Source organism: Candidatus Palauibacter sp., from assembly GCF_965213655.1.
Taxonomy (GTDB): Bacteria; Gemmatimonadota; Gemmatimonadetes; order Palauibacterales; family Palauibacteraceae; genus Palauibacter.
On the sequence record NZ_CBDBZT010000003.1, the window covers coordinates 2,152,070 to 2,167,755 of the forward strand.

The following is a 15,686-nucleotide window of genomic DNA, read 5'->3' on the forward strand; positions in this document are numbered from 1 at the left end:
CGGATGGAAGCCGCCCTCGATGTCCAAGTCCGGGAGACCCGCAAGCCATGCCTTCACCTGACGCCCTGACCCGACCGAGATCCCTCGCCTCCACCCTCCCGGGAAACTTCAGCCTCGGAACCATCTTCGGCGCCATCCTCGTCGCGGGGACACCGACCGGGCTGACTGGCCAGACGCCGGGCGAGGAGGTGCGAAGCCTCGCCGAACACCCTGCGGTGCAGAACGCCTTCAGAATCATCGAGGAACTCGATCCGAGGACGATCCGCGAACTCATCGAACTCACGCAGGTTCCGGCCCCTCCCTTCATGGAGGAGGAACGCGCCCGGGTCTACGCGGAATGGATGCGCGAAGCCGGCGCCGACTCGGTCTTCATCGACGAGGAGGGCAACGCCGTCGCGATCCGTTACGGCCGGGGCGGCGAGCGCGGACGGACGCCGGATGGGGAGCGACGCACGGTCGGATTCTCCGGGCATCTGGATACGGTGTTCCCGGCGGATGTCGACGTCACCGTCACGCAACGCGGGGACACGCTGTTCGCACCCGGCATCGGCGACGACACGCGCGGGTTGATGGCGGTGCTCACCGTTCTGCGGGCGCTCGAAGCCGCCGGCATCGAGACGGAAGCTGACGTTCGGTTCATCGGGACGGTCGGAGAGGAAGGACTGGGGGACCTGCGCGGGATGAAGTACCTGTTTCGCGAGGGGGCGGATCCGATCCACACCTGGATCGACGCCGACGGCACGGGGCTGGGGCGCATCGTGAACAAGGGGCTCGGCTCCCATCGCTTCCGCGTCACCTTCCGGGGCCCCGGCGGCCATTCGTGGGGAGCGTTCGGGCTCGCGAACCCGGCCCACGCGCTGGGGCGCGGGATCCGCCATTTCCAGGACGTGGCGGACACGCTCACGCGCTCGGGGCCGCGCACGAGCTACAACGTGGGCCGGATGGGAGGCGGGACGTCGGTGAACGCGATCCCCTTCGAGGCGTGGATGGAGGTGGACATGCGTTCGGAGAGCGAGGAGAGCCTCGGACGCATCGACGCCGCGTTCCGGGACGCGATGCAACGGGCGCTCGAGGAGGAGAACGCACTGCGCCGCGACGGACCCGAGATCGAAGTCGAACTCGACCAGATCGGAGACCGCCCGTCCGGCGAGGTTGACGACAATCACCCGCTTGTCGATCGGGCGATCGAGGTCATGCGCGTGTTCGGGGCCGTGCCCGCGCTGACCCGGTCGTCGACCGACTCGAACATCCCGATCTCCCTGGGAATCCCCGCGGTGACGATCGGGAGCGGGGGCATCGGGAGCGGCGCCCACTCGCCCGGCGAATGGTGGATCAACCGTGACGGCCACCTCGGGATCCAGGCGAACCTCCTTCTCCTGGTGAGCGAGGCGGGCCTGGCCGAGCCCATCCCCTGAAGACCCCCAGGGCCGGGTTCGGCCTCCACACGGCGGCGGCGGTCGTCGTCGCCAACATGATCGGCACCGGCGTCTTCACGAGCCTCGGCTTTCAGCTCGAATCCCTGCGGTCCGGTTTCGCACTGCTCATGCTGTGGGTCGTAGGCGGGGTAGCGGCCGTGTGCGGCGCTCTCACCTACGCCGAACTGGGATCGACGATCCGGCGCTCGGGCGGCGAGTACACCTTTCTGTCGCACATCTATCACCCGGCGGCCGGCTTCGTGTCCGGCTGGATCTCGGCCACGATCGGGTTCGCGGCGCCCACGGCGCTGGCCGCGATCACCTTCGGGACGTACCTGTCGTCGGTGTTTCCGGCGCTGCCCGCCCGGTGGCTGGCGGTCGGGCTCGTCGTCCTGGTCTCGGTCGTACATGCCCGCACGCACCGCACCTCGGGCGGCTTTCAGCGCTGGACGACGACGGCCAAGGTTGTGCTGATCCTCGCCTTCTGCGCGGCCGGGCTGTTCCTCGTCACGCAGCCGCAGGAAATCGGCGTTCTCCCCTCGGCGGACGGCGTCTCGAATGTGTTCTCCGCCGGGTTCGCGGTGTCGCTCATCTTCGTGTCGTACTCGTATTCCGGATGGAACGCCGCGACCTACGTGACGGGAGAACTCCGCGACCCCCGCCGCACCCTGCCGCGCGCGCTGGCGCTCGGCACACTGCTCGTGCTGACGCTCTACGTCGGGCTCAACTACGTCTTCCTGCGCGCCGCCCCCGCGGAGGCAATGGTGGGGCGCCTCGAGGTGGGATACATCGCGGCGGGATACATCTTCGGGCCGCTGGGGGCCGACCTGATGGGGATCACGCTCGCGCTCCTCCTCGTTTCCACGGTGAGCGCCATGGTGCTCGCGGGTCCGCGGGTGCTGCACGCGATCGGCGAGGATTACCCCACCTTCCGCTTCCTGGGTTCGATCAACGCACGAGGGACCCCGGGCCTGGCGATCTTCACGCAGGCCGCGATCAGTCTCCTCTTCATCCTCACGGAATCGTTCGAGACGATCCTCGTCTTTTCGGGCTTCACGATGGGTCTCAACACGTTCATGGCCGCGGGCGGGGTGTTCCTCCTGCGCCGGCGTCAGGCCGCGGGCCGGACTCCGGCACAAGACTCGGGGCATCCGCCGGCGTCTGATGGGGGATCCGGGGCGGACGAACCGTACCGGGCCTGGGGCTACCCTGTGACGCCACTGATCTTCCTGTCGGTGACCGGGTGGACGCTGGCCTACATCCTGCGCGACCGACCCTTCGAAGCGGGGCTGGGCCTGGGGCTCATCGCGGTCGGCCTCGGCATCTATGCCGTCACTCGGGCACGCGATCGACGGACGCGCGCGTGAACCCGCACGCTGCGCCCGCCGCGCCCACCAGGCACCTGCTACTGGCGTTCGCGGCGGTGTATGTGGTGTGGGGGTCGACGTACCTGGCGATCCGTTTCGGGGTGGAGACGATCCCGCCGTTCATCCTGGGCGGCGCCCGGTTCCTGGTGGCGGGTCTCATACTCACGGCCGTGTCGCGCCTGCGGGGTGCGCCCGCCCCGAAGCCCACGGAGTGGAAGGCAGCGACGATCTCCGGCGTGTTCATGGTCGTCGGCGGCAACGGGCTCGTGTGCTGGGCGGAGTTGTACGTGCCTTCCGGCCTGACGGCGCTGCTGGTGGCCACGGTGCCGCTGTGGCTGGTCGCGATCGCGCGCCTGGGGCCGGACCGCGAGGTGGCGCGACCCCTCGAGATCCTGGGGCTCCTGTTTGGCCTCGGAGGCGTCGTCGTGCTGGTCGGCGGCTCGAATTCGGAGGTCGGCGTAGGCGGCGCGAGCTCGGAACAGGTGCTGCTCGGCGCCCTGGTCATCCTCGCCGCCTCGCTGAGCTGGGCCATCGGTTCCATGTACAACCGGCGGGCGGCCCTTCCCTCGCCCCCGCTGTACGGCACGGGGCTTACCATGGCCGCGGGCGGAGCGGTGCTCCTCCTGATCGCCCTGGGGACCGGCGAGTTCGGCCGCCTGTCCCTCGGCGACATCTCGGCCAGGTCGTGGTGGTCGCTGGTCTACCTGACGCTGTTCGGGTCGATCGTCGCCTTCTCGGCCTACATGTGGCTTCTGCGTAACGTCCGGCCGGCGGCGGCGGGGACCTACGCCTACGTCAACCCGGTCGTGGCGCTGTTTCTGGGGTGGTGGCTGGCGAACGAAACCTTCACGCTGCCGATGCTGGCGGGGACGGTGATCATCGTGGCGGCGGTCGTGCTGGTGCAGCGGGGGCGGGCGCCCAAGGGCGGCCCGAGGCCGGCGACCGTGCGGGCACCGGCCTCGAGGTAGGCCCTCGAACGCCGATCAGAACGGCGGATTTCCGCGCTGCTGCTGCTGTTCGGCCACGTACTCCCGATACTTCTCCATCTGCTCGTCGCTTAGCACTTCGGCGAGCTGGGTCTCGGTCTCCTCCTGCAGTTCCTGCATCAGCTGCAGCATGGCGTTCCGGTCCCCCGAACCGCGCGCGCTCTGGAACCGCTCGCGGCGGGTCTCCGTCTGTGCCTGCAGGATCTCGCGGACCTTCGTGGCCTGCTCCTCGTCCAGCGTGAGCCGCTCCGTGAGGGCCGTCATCTGATCGTCGAGGCTCATGCCGAACCCGCGGCCTCCCCGCTGGGCCTGCGCCTCGAGCGGCTCCGCGACGGCAAGCGCCGCCAGAATGAGAGCGAATGCTCCGATCATCTTTCTCATCATATCCTCCCTTTCCTGCCTGCTTCCGGTTACCGCTTCCGGCGCCTACTTCCGTTTGGTGCTCCCACCTGCGTTTGCGAACAGCCACGTCACTTCAGACGACACGGATCGCGCCGCAAACGTTATGGGCTCTTGCGCCGAACGCTCCCCCCGCGCTCAGCTAACAGCGGCGGCCATGGACCGCCTGGACAAGGCAATGGGGGTTCGCATGAAGATTGAGTCCGAGATCCGGCAGGGGTTCCGGTCCCGCATCACGGTGGGCGCCATGCTCCTGGTCACGGCGTGCGCGGGAGAACAAGCGGTGCCCGCAGAAGACGAGGCGGCCCACGAGCGCTCGCACGTCGCCGGGATGGCCGCGCACCACATCTGCTCGGGCGTTTTCGTAGTCGGGCGCGACCACGAGCGCTCCGTCGATGAGGTCGTGGCGCAGGACATCCGGCGCTTCCCGCTGTTCAACTGGCAGGACGATTTCGAGTACGCGGTGAACTTCGAGACGCGCACCGCGTCGGTCTCGGGAGCGGACTTCGGTTCGCGGTCGGCGGAGTACAACGGGGATCAGGGATGCACGATCCTCCCGGCCGGCCTCGAGGATGTCGCGTACGAGCCGCAGGTCGTCGAGCGGCTCAGCCCCGACCCGGCGACGACGCTCTGGCCAACGGGCGACGTCGGCGCGTACCACGATCCGCCGCCTCCGGAAGTCGACATGGAGGCGCTCGAAGCGGCCCTCGACTGGACGATGGCGCAAAGCGAGCACAACACCCGCGCGCTCGTCGTCATCTACGCGGGGAAGATCCTCGGCGAGCGCTACGCCCCCGGCTTCACGCGCAACACACCGCAGATCTCCTGGTCTCAGGGCAAGAGCGTCGCGAGCGCCCTCGTAGGCGCGGCGATCCAGGCCGGGCACCTCGACGCCGGGCTCGACGACCCCGTGCCCGTGCCTGAATGGCATGGAGAGGACGACCCGCGCGGGGAGATCCGCATCCGGGACATCCTGAACATGAGTTCGGGCCTCGACTTCCTGAACCTGGGCCTGACGGACTCGCTGTCGTGGACGCACACGAACGAACACTTCCGGATCTACTTCGAGGGGATCGATGTGTTCGAGCACGCCATCGACCAGCCGATGGATCGCGCCCCCGGGGAGATCTTCCGCTACCGGAACTCCGACCCGCTGACGGCCAACCACATCGTGCGGGAGGCGGTCGAGGCGCGCGGCGAGGGCTGGCTCACGTATCCGCAGCGCATCCTGTTCGACCGCATCGGGGCGAGGAACTACGTCCTCGAGACGGACGCGTGGGGCAACTTCATCATCACCGGCTACGACTACGGGAGCGCCTGGGACTGGGCGAGGTTCGGCCTCCTCCACCTGTGGGACGGCGCATGGCCGACGCCCGCCGGCGGATCCGACCGCGTTCTCCCCGAGGGCTGGGTCGATTTCGTCAGCACGCCCGCGCCGGGAGCCGAACAGTTGAACTACGGCGGTCTGTTCTGGCTCAATCGCGGCGGCTCCCTTCCGCGAGCGCCGGAGGACGCGTACTGGGCCGCCGGATTCATGGGACAGTACACGGCCATCATCCCGTCGTACGATCTCGTCATCGTTCGGCTGGGGCCGAGTCCCGGTGACACCGGCGCCTATCTGTCGGACATCATCGGCGAGGTGACCGATGCGATCGACCGCTAGCCTGCCGGCTCCCGCTCGTCGCTGTCGGATCCTCGTCGCGGCCGGGGCCGTCCTCCTGCTGCCGGGCTGCGCGCCGGAGCCGGACGCGCCCATTCAAACGGAAGAGGAAGGCGAGGCGCACATCCGCGGACACGTGGCCGGGATGTCCGCGCACCACCTCTGCGCCGGCGTCTTCGTCGTGGGACGGGACTACGAGCGGTCCGTCGAGGAGGTCGTGGCGCAGGACATCCGGCCCTTCGACCGGTTCGACTGGCAGGACGATTTCGAGTACGCCGTGAACTTCGAGGCCCGCACGGCATCGGTTTCGGGAGATGGAGTCCCGACGCAGTACGCGGAATACAACGGCGACCAGGGCTGCACGCTCCTTCCGGCCGGGTTCGAGGATGTGACCTTCGAGCCGACCGTCGTTCAGCGGCTGAGCCCGGATCCGGCCGTGACGGCGTGGCCCACGGGTGATGTGGGCGCCCACCACGATCCGCCGCCCGCGGAGGCCGACATGGCCGCGCTGGATGCGGCTCTCGACTGGGCGATGGCGCAGAGCGAGCACAACACCCGCGCGCTCCTCGTCATCTACGCAGGGAAGATCCTCGGCGAGCGCTACGCCCCCGGCTTCACGCGCAACACGCCGCAGATCTCGTGGTCCCAGGGGAAGAGCATCGCGAGCGCCCTGGTCGGCGGCGCCATTCAGGCCGGCCACCTCGACGTCGGACTCGACGATCCCGCGCCGGTGCCCGAATGGCAGGGAGCCGACGACCCTCGCCGGGAGATCCGCCTGCGCGACCTCCTGAACATGAGTTCGGGTCTCGATTTCCTGAACCTGGGCGGGGATCTCGAACTCCGCTGGACGCACGCCCACGAACACTCCCGGATCTACTTCGAGGGGATCGATGTGTTCGAGCACGCCATCGACCAGCCAATGGACACCCTGCCGGGCGCGATCTTCCGCTACCGGAACTCGGACCCGCTCACGGCGACGCGCATTGTGCGGCAGGCGGTCGAGGCCCGCGGCATCGAGTGGCTGACCTACCCGCAGCGGATCCTGTTCGACCGCATCGGGGCGAGGAATTACGTCCTCGAGACGGACGCCTGGGGCAACTTCATCATCACCGGCTACGACTACGGCAGCGCTTGGGACTGGGCCCGGTTCGGCCTCCTCCACCTGTGGGACGGCGAGTGGCCGACGCCCGACGGCGGATCCGACCGCATTCTCCCGGAGGGGTGGGTGGAGTTCGTCCGCACGCCGGCTCCCGGCGCGGCATCGCTCGAATATGGCGGACTGTTCTGGGTGAATCGCGGCGGGGCGTTTCCGAGAGCCCCGGAAGACGCGTACTGGGCAGCGGGCGCCATGGGCCAGTACACGGCCATCATCCCGTCCCGGGATCTGGTCATCGTCCGCCTAGGCCCGAGCCCCGGCGACCACGGGGCGTACATGTCCGACATCATCGGCGAGGTGACGTCGGCAATCGCCCGGTAGCCGTCCCGCGTCGTAATGTGTAGGCCCTCTCCCTCGAAGCCGGGGGGCGAGTCGTCCAATCCCTGTCGCCAGGAGGCGTCCGTGTACTCCGTCACCCGTTTCCGGGAACTGTTGATCGCGTCCTTCTTCATCCTCATCCCCGCCTCCGCCTTAGCGCAGGATGCCGGGGGCGGGCTCCCCTCGATCGAGGACAAGACGGCCGCGATGACTGCCATCGATGGCTTCATCCCCATGTACTGGGAAGCGTCGAGCGGCAAGCTGTGGCTGGAGATCTCGCGCTGGGACACCGACATCCTCCACATGACGGGGCTCGCCTCGGGCCTGGGCTCCAACGACATCGGCCTCGACCGCGGGGCGCTCTCCGGATCCCGACTCGTACGCTTCCACCGGGTCGGGCCGAAGGTGCTGATGATCCAGCCGAACCTCGACTTCCGGGCGAGCAGCCCGAACCCGCGCGAGGTGCGGGCGGTGACGGACGCCTTCGCGCCCTCGACGCTGTGGGGCTTCACGGCGGCGGCGGAGACGGACGGGCGCGTGCTCGTCGACGCGACGGACTTCGTGGTCCGGGACATGATCAACTGGGCGCAGCGACTGCGGCCGGGGACGTACCGGTTCGACGCGAGCCGGAGCGCCGTGCACCTGCCCATGACGATGGGCTTCCCGGAGAACACGGAGATCGAGGCGGCGCTCACCTTCGTCCGCCAGCCGGCGGGGGGCGGCGGCTTCGGCGGTTTCGGGGGCGGCGGCGGTTTCGAGGGGGTCGGGAACGTGGCCTCGACGGGTGAGGCGGCGACGATCCGGCTGCACCATTCCTTCGTGCAGCTGCCGGAGCTGGGTGAGTACACGCCGCGGGCGTTTGACTCGCGGGCCGGTTACGGCGCCATGAGCTACGCGGACTACTCGGCGCCGCTGGGCGAGGACATGCGGCGGCGGTTCATCCGGCGGCACCGGCTCGAGAAGCGGGATCCGTCGGCGGCGATGAGCGAGCCCGTCGAGCCGATCGTGTACTACCTGGATCCGGGGGCGCCGGAGCCGATCCGGACCGCGCTGCTGGAGGGCGCGCGGTGGTGGAACCAAGCGTTCGAGGCGGCGGGCTTCCGCGACGGCTTCAGGGTGGAGATGCTGCCGGATGGCGTGAGTTCGCACGACGTGCGCTACAACGTGATCAACTGGGTACACCGCTCGACGCGCGGCTGGAGCACGGGTGGCTCCGTCACGGATCCGCGCACGGGCGAGATCCTCAAGGGGGTGGTGACGCTCGGCTCGCTGCGCTGGCGGCAGGACTACCTGATCGCCGAGGGCCTCCTCTCCCCGTACGCGAACGGCGACGAGGTGCCGGAGGACATCGCGGAGTGGGCGCTGGCGCGGATCCGGCAGCTGTCCGCGCACGAGGTGGGGCACACACTCGGCCTCGGCCACAACTACTACGACAGCAGTCGCGGCCGGATCTCGGTTCTGGACTACCCTCACCCGCTCGTGACGCTGGACGACGACGGGCGTCTCGACTACTCCGAGGTCTACGACGTGGACATCGGAGAGTGGGACAAGGTCGCGATCGTGTACGGGTACTCGGACTTCCCGGAGGGGACCGACGAAACCGCCGAGCTACAGCGGATCCTCGACGAGGCTTGGGACGAGGATCTCATCTACTTCACGAACCAGGACATCAGCATCCACGCGCGTGCCGACCAGTGGTCGAACGGGGTGGACGCGGCGGCCGAACTCGAGCGGATGTTGGACGTGCGACGGCACTCGCTGGACCGCTTCGGGGAGAACGCGATCCGCGCGGGGCGGCCGATCGTGACGGTCGAGGAGGCGCTGGTGCCGCTCTACATGCACCACCGCTACCAGGTGGACGCGGCCGCCTCGCTCCTCGGGGGGCAGGAGTACGTCTACGCCTTCCGCGGGGACGGGCGGACGCCCATGCAGCGGGTCTCGGGAGACGCGCAAAGGGCGGCGCTCCGGGCGCTGGGTAGGACGCTGGCGGTGCGAGAACTCGCGGTTCCGGCGGGGGTCATCGATCTGTTGCCGCCCCGGCCACCGGGCTTCGGGCGCTCACGGGAGACGTTCCCTCGCTATACCGGGCCGGCCTTCGATGCGGTCACGCCGGCCGTGGTGGCGGCGGACCACACGGTGTCGCGCGTCCTCGAGCCGTCGCGGGCCGCGCGGCTCGTGCAGCAGCACGCGCTCGACCCGAGCCTGCCGGGGCTCGCCGAAGTGCTGACCGCGCTGGTCGACGCGGTCCGTCCCGAGCCCGACGAGACGCTCTATCACACGGAACTGCGGCTCGCAGCCTACCGTGTGCTCGTGGACCGGATCATGGCGCTCGCCGATGGGGCCTCCATGCCGCACGTGCGGGCCCTCGCCCAACGCGAAAGCTGGTCGATCTGAGAGCCGAGATGGCCGCGAATCCGCCGCCGGAGAGGGACGTGGCCTTCGTGCAACTCGTCGACCGCGACATCGAGCGCTTCCTCGAGAAGCCCTCGGCGCCCTACGAGATGCCGGGGACACCGAACGCGCCGCCTGGCGCACCGATTGGGGAGCCCGCGATGGACTGGCTCGCGGGCGACACCTGGACCGCGGCCGGCCCCGCAGGTTGGGCGACGGCGTGGCTCGGGACTTCGCCTGCCTGTTCGGCCGATCGAGAAAACTTCTGACTCGCACGTTCCCGCGGGAACGCGTGGGGGTCAGCTGTAGCCGATGGCGAGGGCGATGACGAGGGCGACAGCGCCGAGCGCCATCAGCATGAGGTAGCGCGTTATCACGAAGCGCAGCCACGACTCGTAGCGCACGCCGCTCGCGGCCAGAATCGCCATCAGCGCGCCGTTGGTCGGCGTGATCAGTTCGCACAGCCCGGCACCGTACTGGTAGGCGAGGATCGTGATCTGCCGCGAGAGTCCGAGCAGATCCGACAGGGGGACGAGCACGGGTAGCGTGAGCACCGCCTGGCCGCTCACGCTGGGCACGGCGAAGTGCAGCACGCCCTGCGCGGTGGACATTCCGATGGCCGAGAGCGCGAGCGGCAGATCCGCGAGCGGGATGAAGAGCCCGCGCACGATCGTGTCGATGACGCGCCCGTCGACCATGACCACGTAGATCGCATGCGCGAAGCCGATGAGGAGCGCCGCGTACCCCATCGAGCGGAAGCCTTCCGCGTAGGCCTTGGCCGTTCCCGTCACGCCGAGTCGCCCGATGAGCCCTACCACGACTCCCATGATGAAGAAGAGCGCGGACATGTGGTCGAAGTCCCACTTCAGCCAGACCAGCCCCCACACCAGGATGCCGAAGGTGGAGGCGACGATCGCGAAGATGGTCCCGTCCCTCCATCCGAACCCGGCGTCCGGCTCAGAGGCGTCCGCTTCTTCCGCGGGGACCCGAGTGCGGGCCGCGTACCGCATCGTCCACCAGATCCAGAGACCCAGGGCGATGACGAGGAATACGATCCGGAAGAGGCTGCCCGAGAGCGGCGGCACCTCGGCCACCTGCTGGGCGATCAGAACCTGGAACGGGTTGATGGGACTGAAGGCCGACCCCACGAACGCGGAGCCTGCGCTGACGGCCACCCCCACCATCGGAGAGTAGCCGAGCCGCTTCGTGAGCAGCATGAGCGCCGGAACGAGGGGGATGATCTCCTCCTGCATGTTCTCCGTCACGCCGCCCGCCGCGAAGGCGAGACATACGACGGGGATCGCGAGGATTTCTCGTCCCTGGAGCGCCTCGACGAGCCACGCGATGCCGCGCCGGAGCGCACCCGTCGCATCGAACACGGCGAACGCCCCGCCGATGAGGAAGATCAGGAACACGACATCGGCGCGGTCCGCCATCCCCCGCGGGATCGCGACGATGGCCTCGAAGGCGCCGATCCGGTTGGGCTCGACCTCGTGATAGGTCCCGGGCACGACGACGGTGCGCCCCGTCACCGGGTCGTCCCGCCGGTCGTACTCCCCCGCCGGCAGGACATAGGACAGCGCCGCGGCCGCGAAGATCGCGACCGTGAGCAGCGTCAGCGGATGCGGAAACCGCAGCTTCCGCATCAGTAGGGACAGGCCTCCCTGGTCGGCGGCGCGCCGCCCTCACTCTCCAGGCGGAGGCGGAGCACGTAGCTCAAGTCCAGAGTGTCCCGCGCGACTCCGTGGACCACGCCTCCCGCACCGAGATCGATCGGATCCACCATTTCACCGCCGAACCGGATCGTCGCGATTCGCGCCGGCGCGGAGACTTCGCCGCGATAGCGGCCGCAGTTGTCGAACAGATCCCATGTGGGCCGCCGATCCGGATCCTCGGGGTCGTCCGGGAACCGCAGCACCCAGAGCCAACCCTCAGGCGACACGTCCAGATTCGCCACCAGGGGCTCGAACTCCGACTCGTCGGAATCGTCCGGCGGAGGCGGAGGCGGATCGCCAAGTTCGATCGTACGGATGGTGTCGCCCGCAAACGCCACCTCATGGAAGCGGTATGCCGCCCTGTTCGCCACCCAGACCGTTTCCCCGCGGCTAAACCCCCAGACCCGCCTCGGAATCGAGACCTTGACGATGCCGCCTACCGAGATCGTACCTCCGCTCTCTCGTCTGCTCTGCATCGTGCGGGTACTGCTGCGGCTGTCAAGCAGCACTGAATCCCGGGGCAGGACAGGGTTCGGGTGCTCGGGGTATACGGGAAGTCGCACGCCGTAGGTGAAACCACGGGAAATGGTCTCTTCGCCGGACTGCTCGACGTCCATGACGCGTACTTGCTGATAGACGAATCCCTGGTCGTCGGCGGCAACGATCCTGCTCCATGGCCTCCCTCCTCTGAGGGGAAAACCTCCAATGCGGCTGAGCTCGTTCCCAAGAGAATCGAAGCTCAACTGTTGAAGACCATCGCCGATCCAGACCCGGTTCGGCGGCTGGAAGACGAGCGCCTGGCCTAGGGACTCCCAATAACGCACTTCGCCGGGCCCCTCGCCTCCGCGGGCGATTCTTCGCAGAAAGCGGCCGCCCCGGTCGAAAACCCGTACCTCCTTCGAACCAACATCCAGGACGTAGATGTTGCCCCTCTCATCCACGGCGACATCGTGCACATCCCCGAAGACTTCAGGCCCGGTCCCGTCCACCTGACCGAGCCGGAGTTCCTCGACGAGGCGCCATTCGTCGGGTCCTCCACCCCGCCGGGGGAGCGGGTTCCTCACGATGATGCGGCCACTCTCCAGCGTGTCGACCGATGCTTCCTGGGGGAGAGGTGACGCGCCGGCGCCGTATGCAGGCACGGCGCCGGCGCCGAGGGCGAGGCCGACGACCCAAGAGCCGACCACCGCCCGGAAGATCCGCATGAGGCTCAGGTTCGACACCGCCCTGATGCCTATCCGGAGCCGCTACCGCCGGAGACGCCGCCCTGTTCGGAGACCGGCTTGCCGATGAGTTCGAGGCCGAGATCGCGTCCCTTCACGACGGCCGGGACACCTTCCTCCATCCAGCGCGGGGCCGGGGCGTCGATCAGGTAGTAGTCGAAGAACTGCTGCATGCGGATCGCCCAGTCCTCCTGGTTCGCCTGCCGCCCGAGGCCGTGGCCCTCGCCGTTGTAGTTCAGCATGAAGACCGGCAGTTCCAGGCGGCGCATGGCGACGAACATCTCGATCCCCTGGTACCACGGCACGGCGCCGTCCTCGTCGTTGTGCAGCATGAGGAGCGGCGTCCGGATCTTGTCCGCGAAGAAGACGGGCGAGTTGTGGATGTAGCGGTCGCGCTCATCCCACAGCGTGCCGCCGATGCGGCTCTGCGTGCGCTCGTACTGGAACATGCGGCTCATCCCACTCTGCCAGCGGATGCCCCCGTAGGCGCTCGTCATGTTCGACACCGGGGCGCCGGCCTCCGCGGCCGCGAAGATGTTCGTCTTCGTGATCATGTAGGCGATCTGGTAGCCGCCCCACGAGTGGCCCTGCACGCCGACCCGGTCCGGGTCGATGAAGCCCTGCGCGATGAGCGCCTGCACGCCGGGCACCACCGCGTCGAGCGCGCTCTCTCCCGGATAGCCGATCTCGTACGGGATGTCGGGCACGAACACGACATAGCCGCGGCTCGCGTAGAAGGAGAAGCGGACCGAAGCCCGGTTCGGCAGCGGCGGCTGGTAGCTGTGCAGCCCGTCGGACATGCGCTCGTAGAAATAGACCATGAGCGGATACTGCTGTGACGGGTCGAAGCCGTCCGGCTTGATCAGGATGCCGTCGAGCGGGGTGCGGTCGTTCGACATCCAGTGGACGAGTTCGGCGCTCCCCCAGCGATACTCCGCCTGCTGCGGGTTGGCGTCGCTCACCTTGCGCGCGCTCTCGAAGTCCGAATCCCCCACCCACAGGTCGGGGAATTCGACAAACGTCTGGCGCGTCCACACGTAGCGATCGGCGTCCTCGGCCTTGGCCGGCGAGCCATACCGCACGTCACCCATGATCAGTGCCTCGAGATCTCCGGCCTCGTCCGTCCGCCCGCGCGAGAAGCCCGACGCCTTCGTCTCCATGTCGAACACGGAGAAGAGGACCTCGCCCTCCTCCAGGCCCTCGCCCGCGCCGCCGCCCCCGCCGAACCCGAAGCCGAAGAAGTTGCCGCCTCCGCCCTCGGAGACGCGCTGCACCCGATACCTGAGATCGGCTTCCCTCCCCTCGGTGAGCCGGAGCGCGGGCTCCTCGCCGCTCGGGTCGAGGCGCCACACGTCGTTCCGGTCGTACACGAGCATGGCGGCGTCGCCCTCGACCCACGTCGCGCCTCCGTAGGGGGGCGGACCCTGCGGGTGATCGTCGAGTTCGTTGTAAAAGGCGACCGGCAGGTGGCCCGTGAGGCTGCGCGCGGCTGCGGAACCGTCCATCGGCGCCGCCTTCCAGTTGCGGTTCGTCTCGTCCCACCAGTAGGCGTACGCACCCTCCGGCGAGAGGCTCGCGCCGCCGAAGCCGCGCACGGCCTCCACGATGATGCGCCGCTCCCCGGTCAGGGCATCCACCGCGTAGGCATCCTCGTAGCGGCCGTCCCACGAGACCTTCTGGCGGTGCGGCATGTCGCTCGTTGCGAGGACGTAGTCGCTCATGCCGGTCTCGGCCCGTGACACGTCGGGGACGCTCGCCGTGCCCAGCTGCACGACGGCGTCCCGGCCCTCGTGCGCGACGGCCAGGTACGACCGGTTGCGTTCGCGGTTCGCCTGCACGAGCTGCATCGGCTGCAGGTAGGGGTCGCGCCAGTTCCAGACATCGAGCGTCACGCGGTCGGCGTCGAGGATCTCCTCGTCGGGCTCGGGCTCGGGACGCGGCGCGGTGCCGAAGTAGAGGCGATCCCCGTCTTCGCTGAACGAGACCGACCCGTTCTCACTGATCCACCAGCCGGCGGGCACGCCGGCCGTCTCGTGGTCCGCCACCTTCTCGGCGGCGCCGCCGTCGGAGCGGTAGAGGGCGAAGGACGGCTGGTCCACCTCCCACTCGTCCACGTTGCTGAGGAAGGCGAGGCGCTCGCCCGACTCGTCGAAGGCTACCTGCTCGTAGTGGCCCTCGCCCGCGAGCACCTCCACGCTCTCGTCGCTGGCCGGGTCCACGAGGTAGATCCCGTCCCCGCCTTCGTCGTCCGTCGAGGTCACGTACGCGAGCCCGTTCCCGGCGTCGGCGACCGTGTAGGAAACAACATCGGCGTACGTGTGCTCCGCGCCGCTGTCGAGATTCAGGAGCACGAGCGGCGTGCCGTCGTCCTTCTCATGCCGCTTCTCGTACTCCGCCGATCGCTCCTCTTCTTCCTCCTCTTCGCCTTCCTCTTCTTCCCCGGCGGCCTCCTCGGTCTCCTCCTCAGTCTCCTCTTCGCTTTCCTCTTCGTCTTCCTCGGGATTGTCGGAGAGGAGATACGCGACGAAAGCGCCCCCGTCCGGCGGGACCCGGAAGGAATCGATGGGGCCGACGCGCCGGACTCCGCCGTCATCTCCGGCGACGTCCGCGAAGGCCTCGGCCAGATTCACGACGGCGAGCGAGTCGCCGGGAAGGGCGTCGCCCCGCTCCCCCTCCAGCCGAAGCGAGTCGACCACCGCCTTCACCGGCGGCACGCGGAAGGCGAGGTGTCGCGAGTCCCGGGTGAAGGAGGGCGAGCGACCTCGGAACCGGCGCTCCGCGGAGCCGTCGCTGCGCGTGATCACGAGCGTGGGGTCGCCATCCCATGGCGTAAGGACGTAGGCGAGCCAAGCGCCGTCCGCCGAGATCGTGCGGCCGCCGAGGGAGTTCCAGCGGTACGTGTCCTCGTGATCGAGCGCGGGTTTGACTTCCTGCGCGGCCAGTTGCGGGGCCAGCGCGACGGGCGCGAGGAGGAGGGCAACCGCGGCCGTAAACCAGCGCCGGCGGACGGACGGACGGGGCGAAGCAGAGACCGGAGACATCCGACTCTCCTGTTT

General features: G+C 68.8%; 11 protein-coding genes. 7 read left to right on the forward strand and 4 right to left on the reverse strand.

Going from position 1 to position 15,686, the window contains the following annotated elements; genetic code table 11:
* Positions 1–47 precede the first annotated feature (47 nt).
* Genes ACOOGH_RS11720 through ACOOGH_RS11730 form a run of 3 tightly spaced genes read left to right on the forward strand, consistent with a single transcriptional unit; the run spans position 48 to position 3,750 of the window.
* Entirely contained in the window at positions 48–1,415 is a 1,368-nt protein-coding gene (locus tag ACOOGH_RS11720; protein WP_420449084.1) for a M20/M25/M40 family metallo-hydrolase, read from the forward strand.
* Entirely contained in the window at positions 1,412–2,782 is a 1,371-nt protein-coding gene (locus tag ACOOGH_RS11725; protein WP_420450120.1) for an APC family permease, read from the forward strand. Before ACOOGH_RS11720 ends, ACOOGH_RS11725 begins: the two co-directional genes overlap by 4 nt.
* The gene (locus ACOOGH_RS11730; protein ID WP_420449085.1) at positions 2,779–3,750 is read left to right on the forward strand and encodes an EamA family transporter; all 972 of its coding nucleotides are present in this window, start codon (positions 2,779–2,781) and stop codon (positions 3,748–3,750) included. The genes ACOOGH_RS11725 and ACOOGH_RS11730 overlap by 4 nt, the downstream gene beginning before the upstream one ends.
* Before the next feature lie 15 nt (positions 3,751–3,765).
* On the opposite strand, the gene ACOOGH_RS11735 is transcribed toward ACOOGH_RS11730, so the two are convergent.
* On the reverse strand, positions 3,766–4,152 hold the full coding sequence (locus ACOOGH_RS11735) for a hypothetical protein (protein ID WP_420449086.1): 387 nt from the start codon (positions 4,150–4,152) through the stop codon (positions 3,766–3,768).
* A 205-nt stretch (positions 4,153–4,357) separates the two neighbouring features.
* Between ACOOGH_RS11735 and ACOOGH_RS11740 the strand changes: the two genes are divergently transcribed.
* The 4 genes from ACOOGH_RS11740 (at position 4,358) to ACOOGH_RS11755 (ending at position 9,961) form a co-directional block, all read left to right on the forward strand.
* On the forward strand, positions 4,358–5,830 hold the full coding sequence (locus ACOOGH_RS11740; protein WP_420449087.1) for a serine hydrolase domain-containing protein: 1,473 nt from the start codon (positions 4,358–4,360) through the stop codon (positions 5,828–5,830).
* Complete coding sequence (locus tag ACOOGH_RS11745; RefSeq protein WP_420449088.1) at positions 5,814–7,304, forward strand: serine hydrolase domain-containing protein; 1,491 nt, start codon at positions 5,814–5,816, stop codon at positions 7,302–7,304. Before ACOOGH_RS11740 ends, ACOOGH_RS11745 begins: the two co-directional genes overlap by 17 nt.
* Before the next feature lie 81 nt (positions 7,305–7,385).
* The gene (locus ACOOGH_RS11750) at positions 7,386–9,695 is read left to right on the forward strand and encodes a zinc-dependent metalloprotease (RefSeq protein ID WP_420449089.1); all 2,310 of its coding nucleotides are present in this window, start codon (positions 7,386–7,388) and stop codon (positions 9,693–9,695) included.
* A gap of 8 nt (positions 9,696–9,703) precedes the next feature.
* Entirely contained in the window at positions 9,704–9,961 is a 258-nt protein-coding gene (locus ACOOGH_RS11755; protein WP_420449090.1) for a hypothetical protein, read from the forward strand.
* A 30-nt stretch (positions 9,962–9,991) separates the two neighbouring features.
* Here ACOOGH_RS11755 and ACOOGH_RS11760 read toward each other — a convergent pair whose 3' ends face one another.
* Genes ACOOGH_RS11760 through ACOOGH_RS11770 form a run of 3 tightly spaced genes read right to left on the reverse strand, consistent with a single transcriptional unit; the run spans position 9,992 to position 15,671 of the window.
* Positions 9,992–11,338 (reverse strand): YfcC family protein, encoded by a 1,347-nt coding sequence (locus ACOOGH_RS11760; protein WP_420449091.1) that lies wholly within the window; start codon positions 11,336–11,338, stop codon positions 9,992–9,994.
* A complete protein-coding gene (locus tag ACOOGH_RS11765) occupies positions 11,338–12,630 on the reverse strand; it encodes a 6-bladed beta-propeller (RefSeq protein ID WP_420449092.1) in 1,293 nt (430 codons plus the stop codon). The genes ACOOGH_RS11760 and ACOOGH_RS11765 overlap by 1 nt, the downstream gene beginning before the upstream one ends.
* An 11-nt stretch (positions 12,631–12,641) precedes the next feature.
* Positions 12,642–15,671, reverse strand: a complete 3,030-nt coding sequence (locus ACOOGH_RS11770; protein ID WP_420449093.1) for a prolyl oligopeptidase family serine peptidase — start codon at positions 15,669–15,671, stop codon at positions 12,642–12,644.
* Positions 15,672–15,686: the final 15 nt, after the last annotated feature.

Excerpts from the sequence above, each read along its gene's own strand:
- ACOOGH_RS11720 (WP_420449084.1), top strand. The coding sequence starts at position 48 with ATGCCTTCACCTGACGCCCTGACCCGACCGAGATCCCTCGCCTCCACC.
- ACOOGH_RS11735 (WP_420449086.1), bottom strand. The coding sequence starts at position 4,152 with ATGATGAGAAAGATGATCGGAGCATTCGCTCTCATTCTGGCGGCGCTT.
- ACOOGH_RS11740 (WP_420449087.1), top strand. The coding sequence starts at position 4,358 with ATGAAGATTGAGTCCGAGATCCGGCAGGGGTTCCGGTCCCGCATCACG.
- ACOOGH_RS11745 (WP_420449088.1), top strand. The coding sequence starts at position 5,814 with ATGCGATCGACCGCTAGCCTGCCGGCTCCCGCTCGTCGCTGTCGGATC.
- ACOOGH_RS11755 (WP_420449090.1), top strand. The coding sequence starts at position 9,704 with ATGGCCGCGAATCCGCCGCCGGAGAGGGACGTGGCCTTCGTGCAACTC.
- ACOOGH_RS11760 (WP_420449091.1), bottom strand. The coding sequence starts at position 11,338 with ATGCGGAAGCTGCGGTTTCCGCATCCGCTGACGCTGCTCACGGTCGCG.
- ACOOGH_RS11770 (WP_420449093.1), bottom strand. The coding sequence starts at position 15,671 with ATGTCTCCGGTCTCTGCTTCGCCCCGTCCGTCCGTCCGCCGGCGCTGG.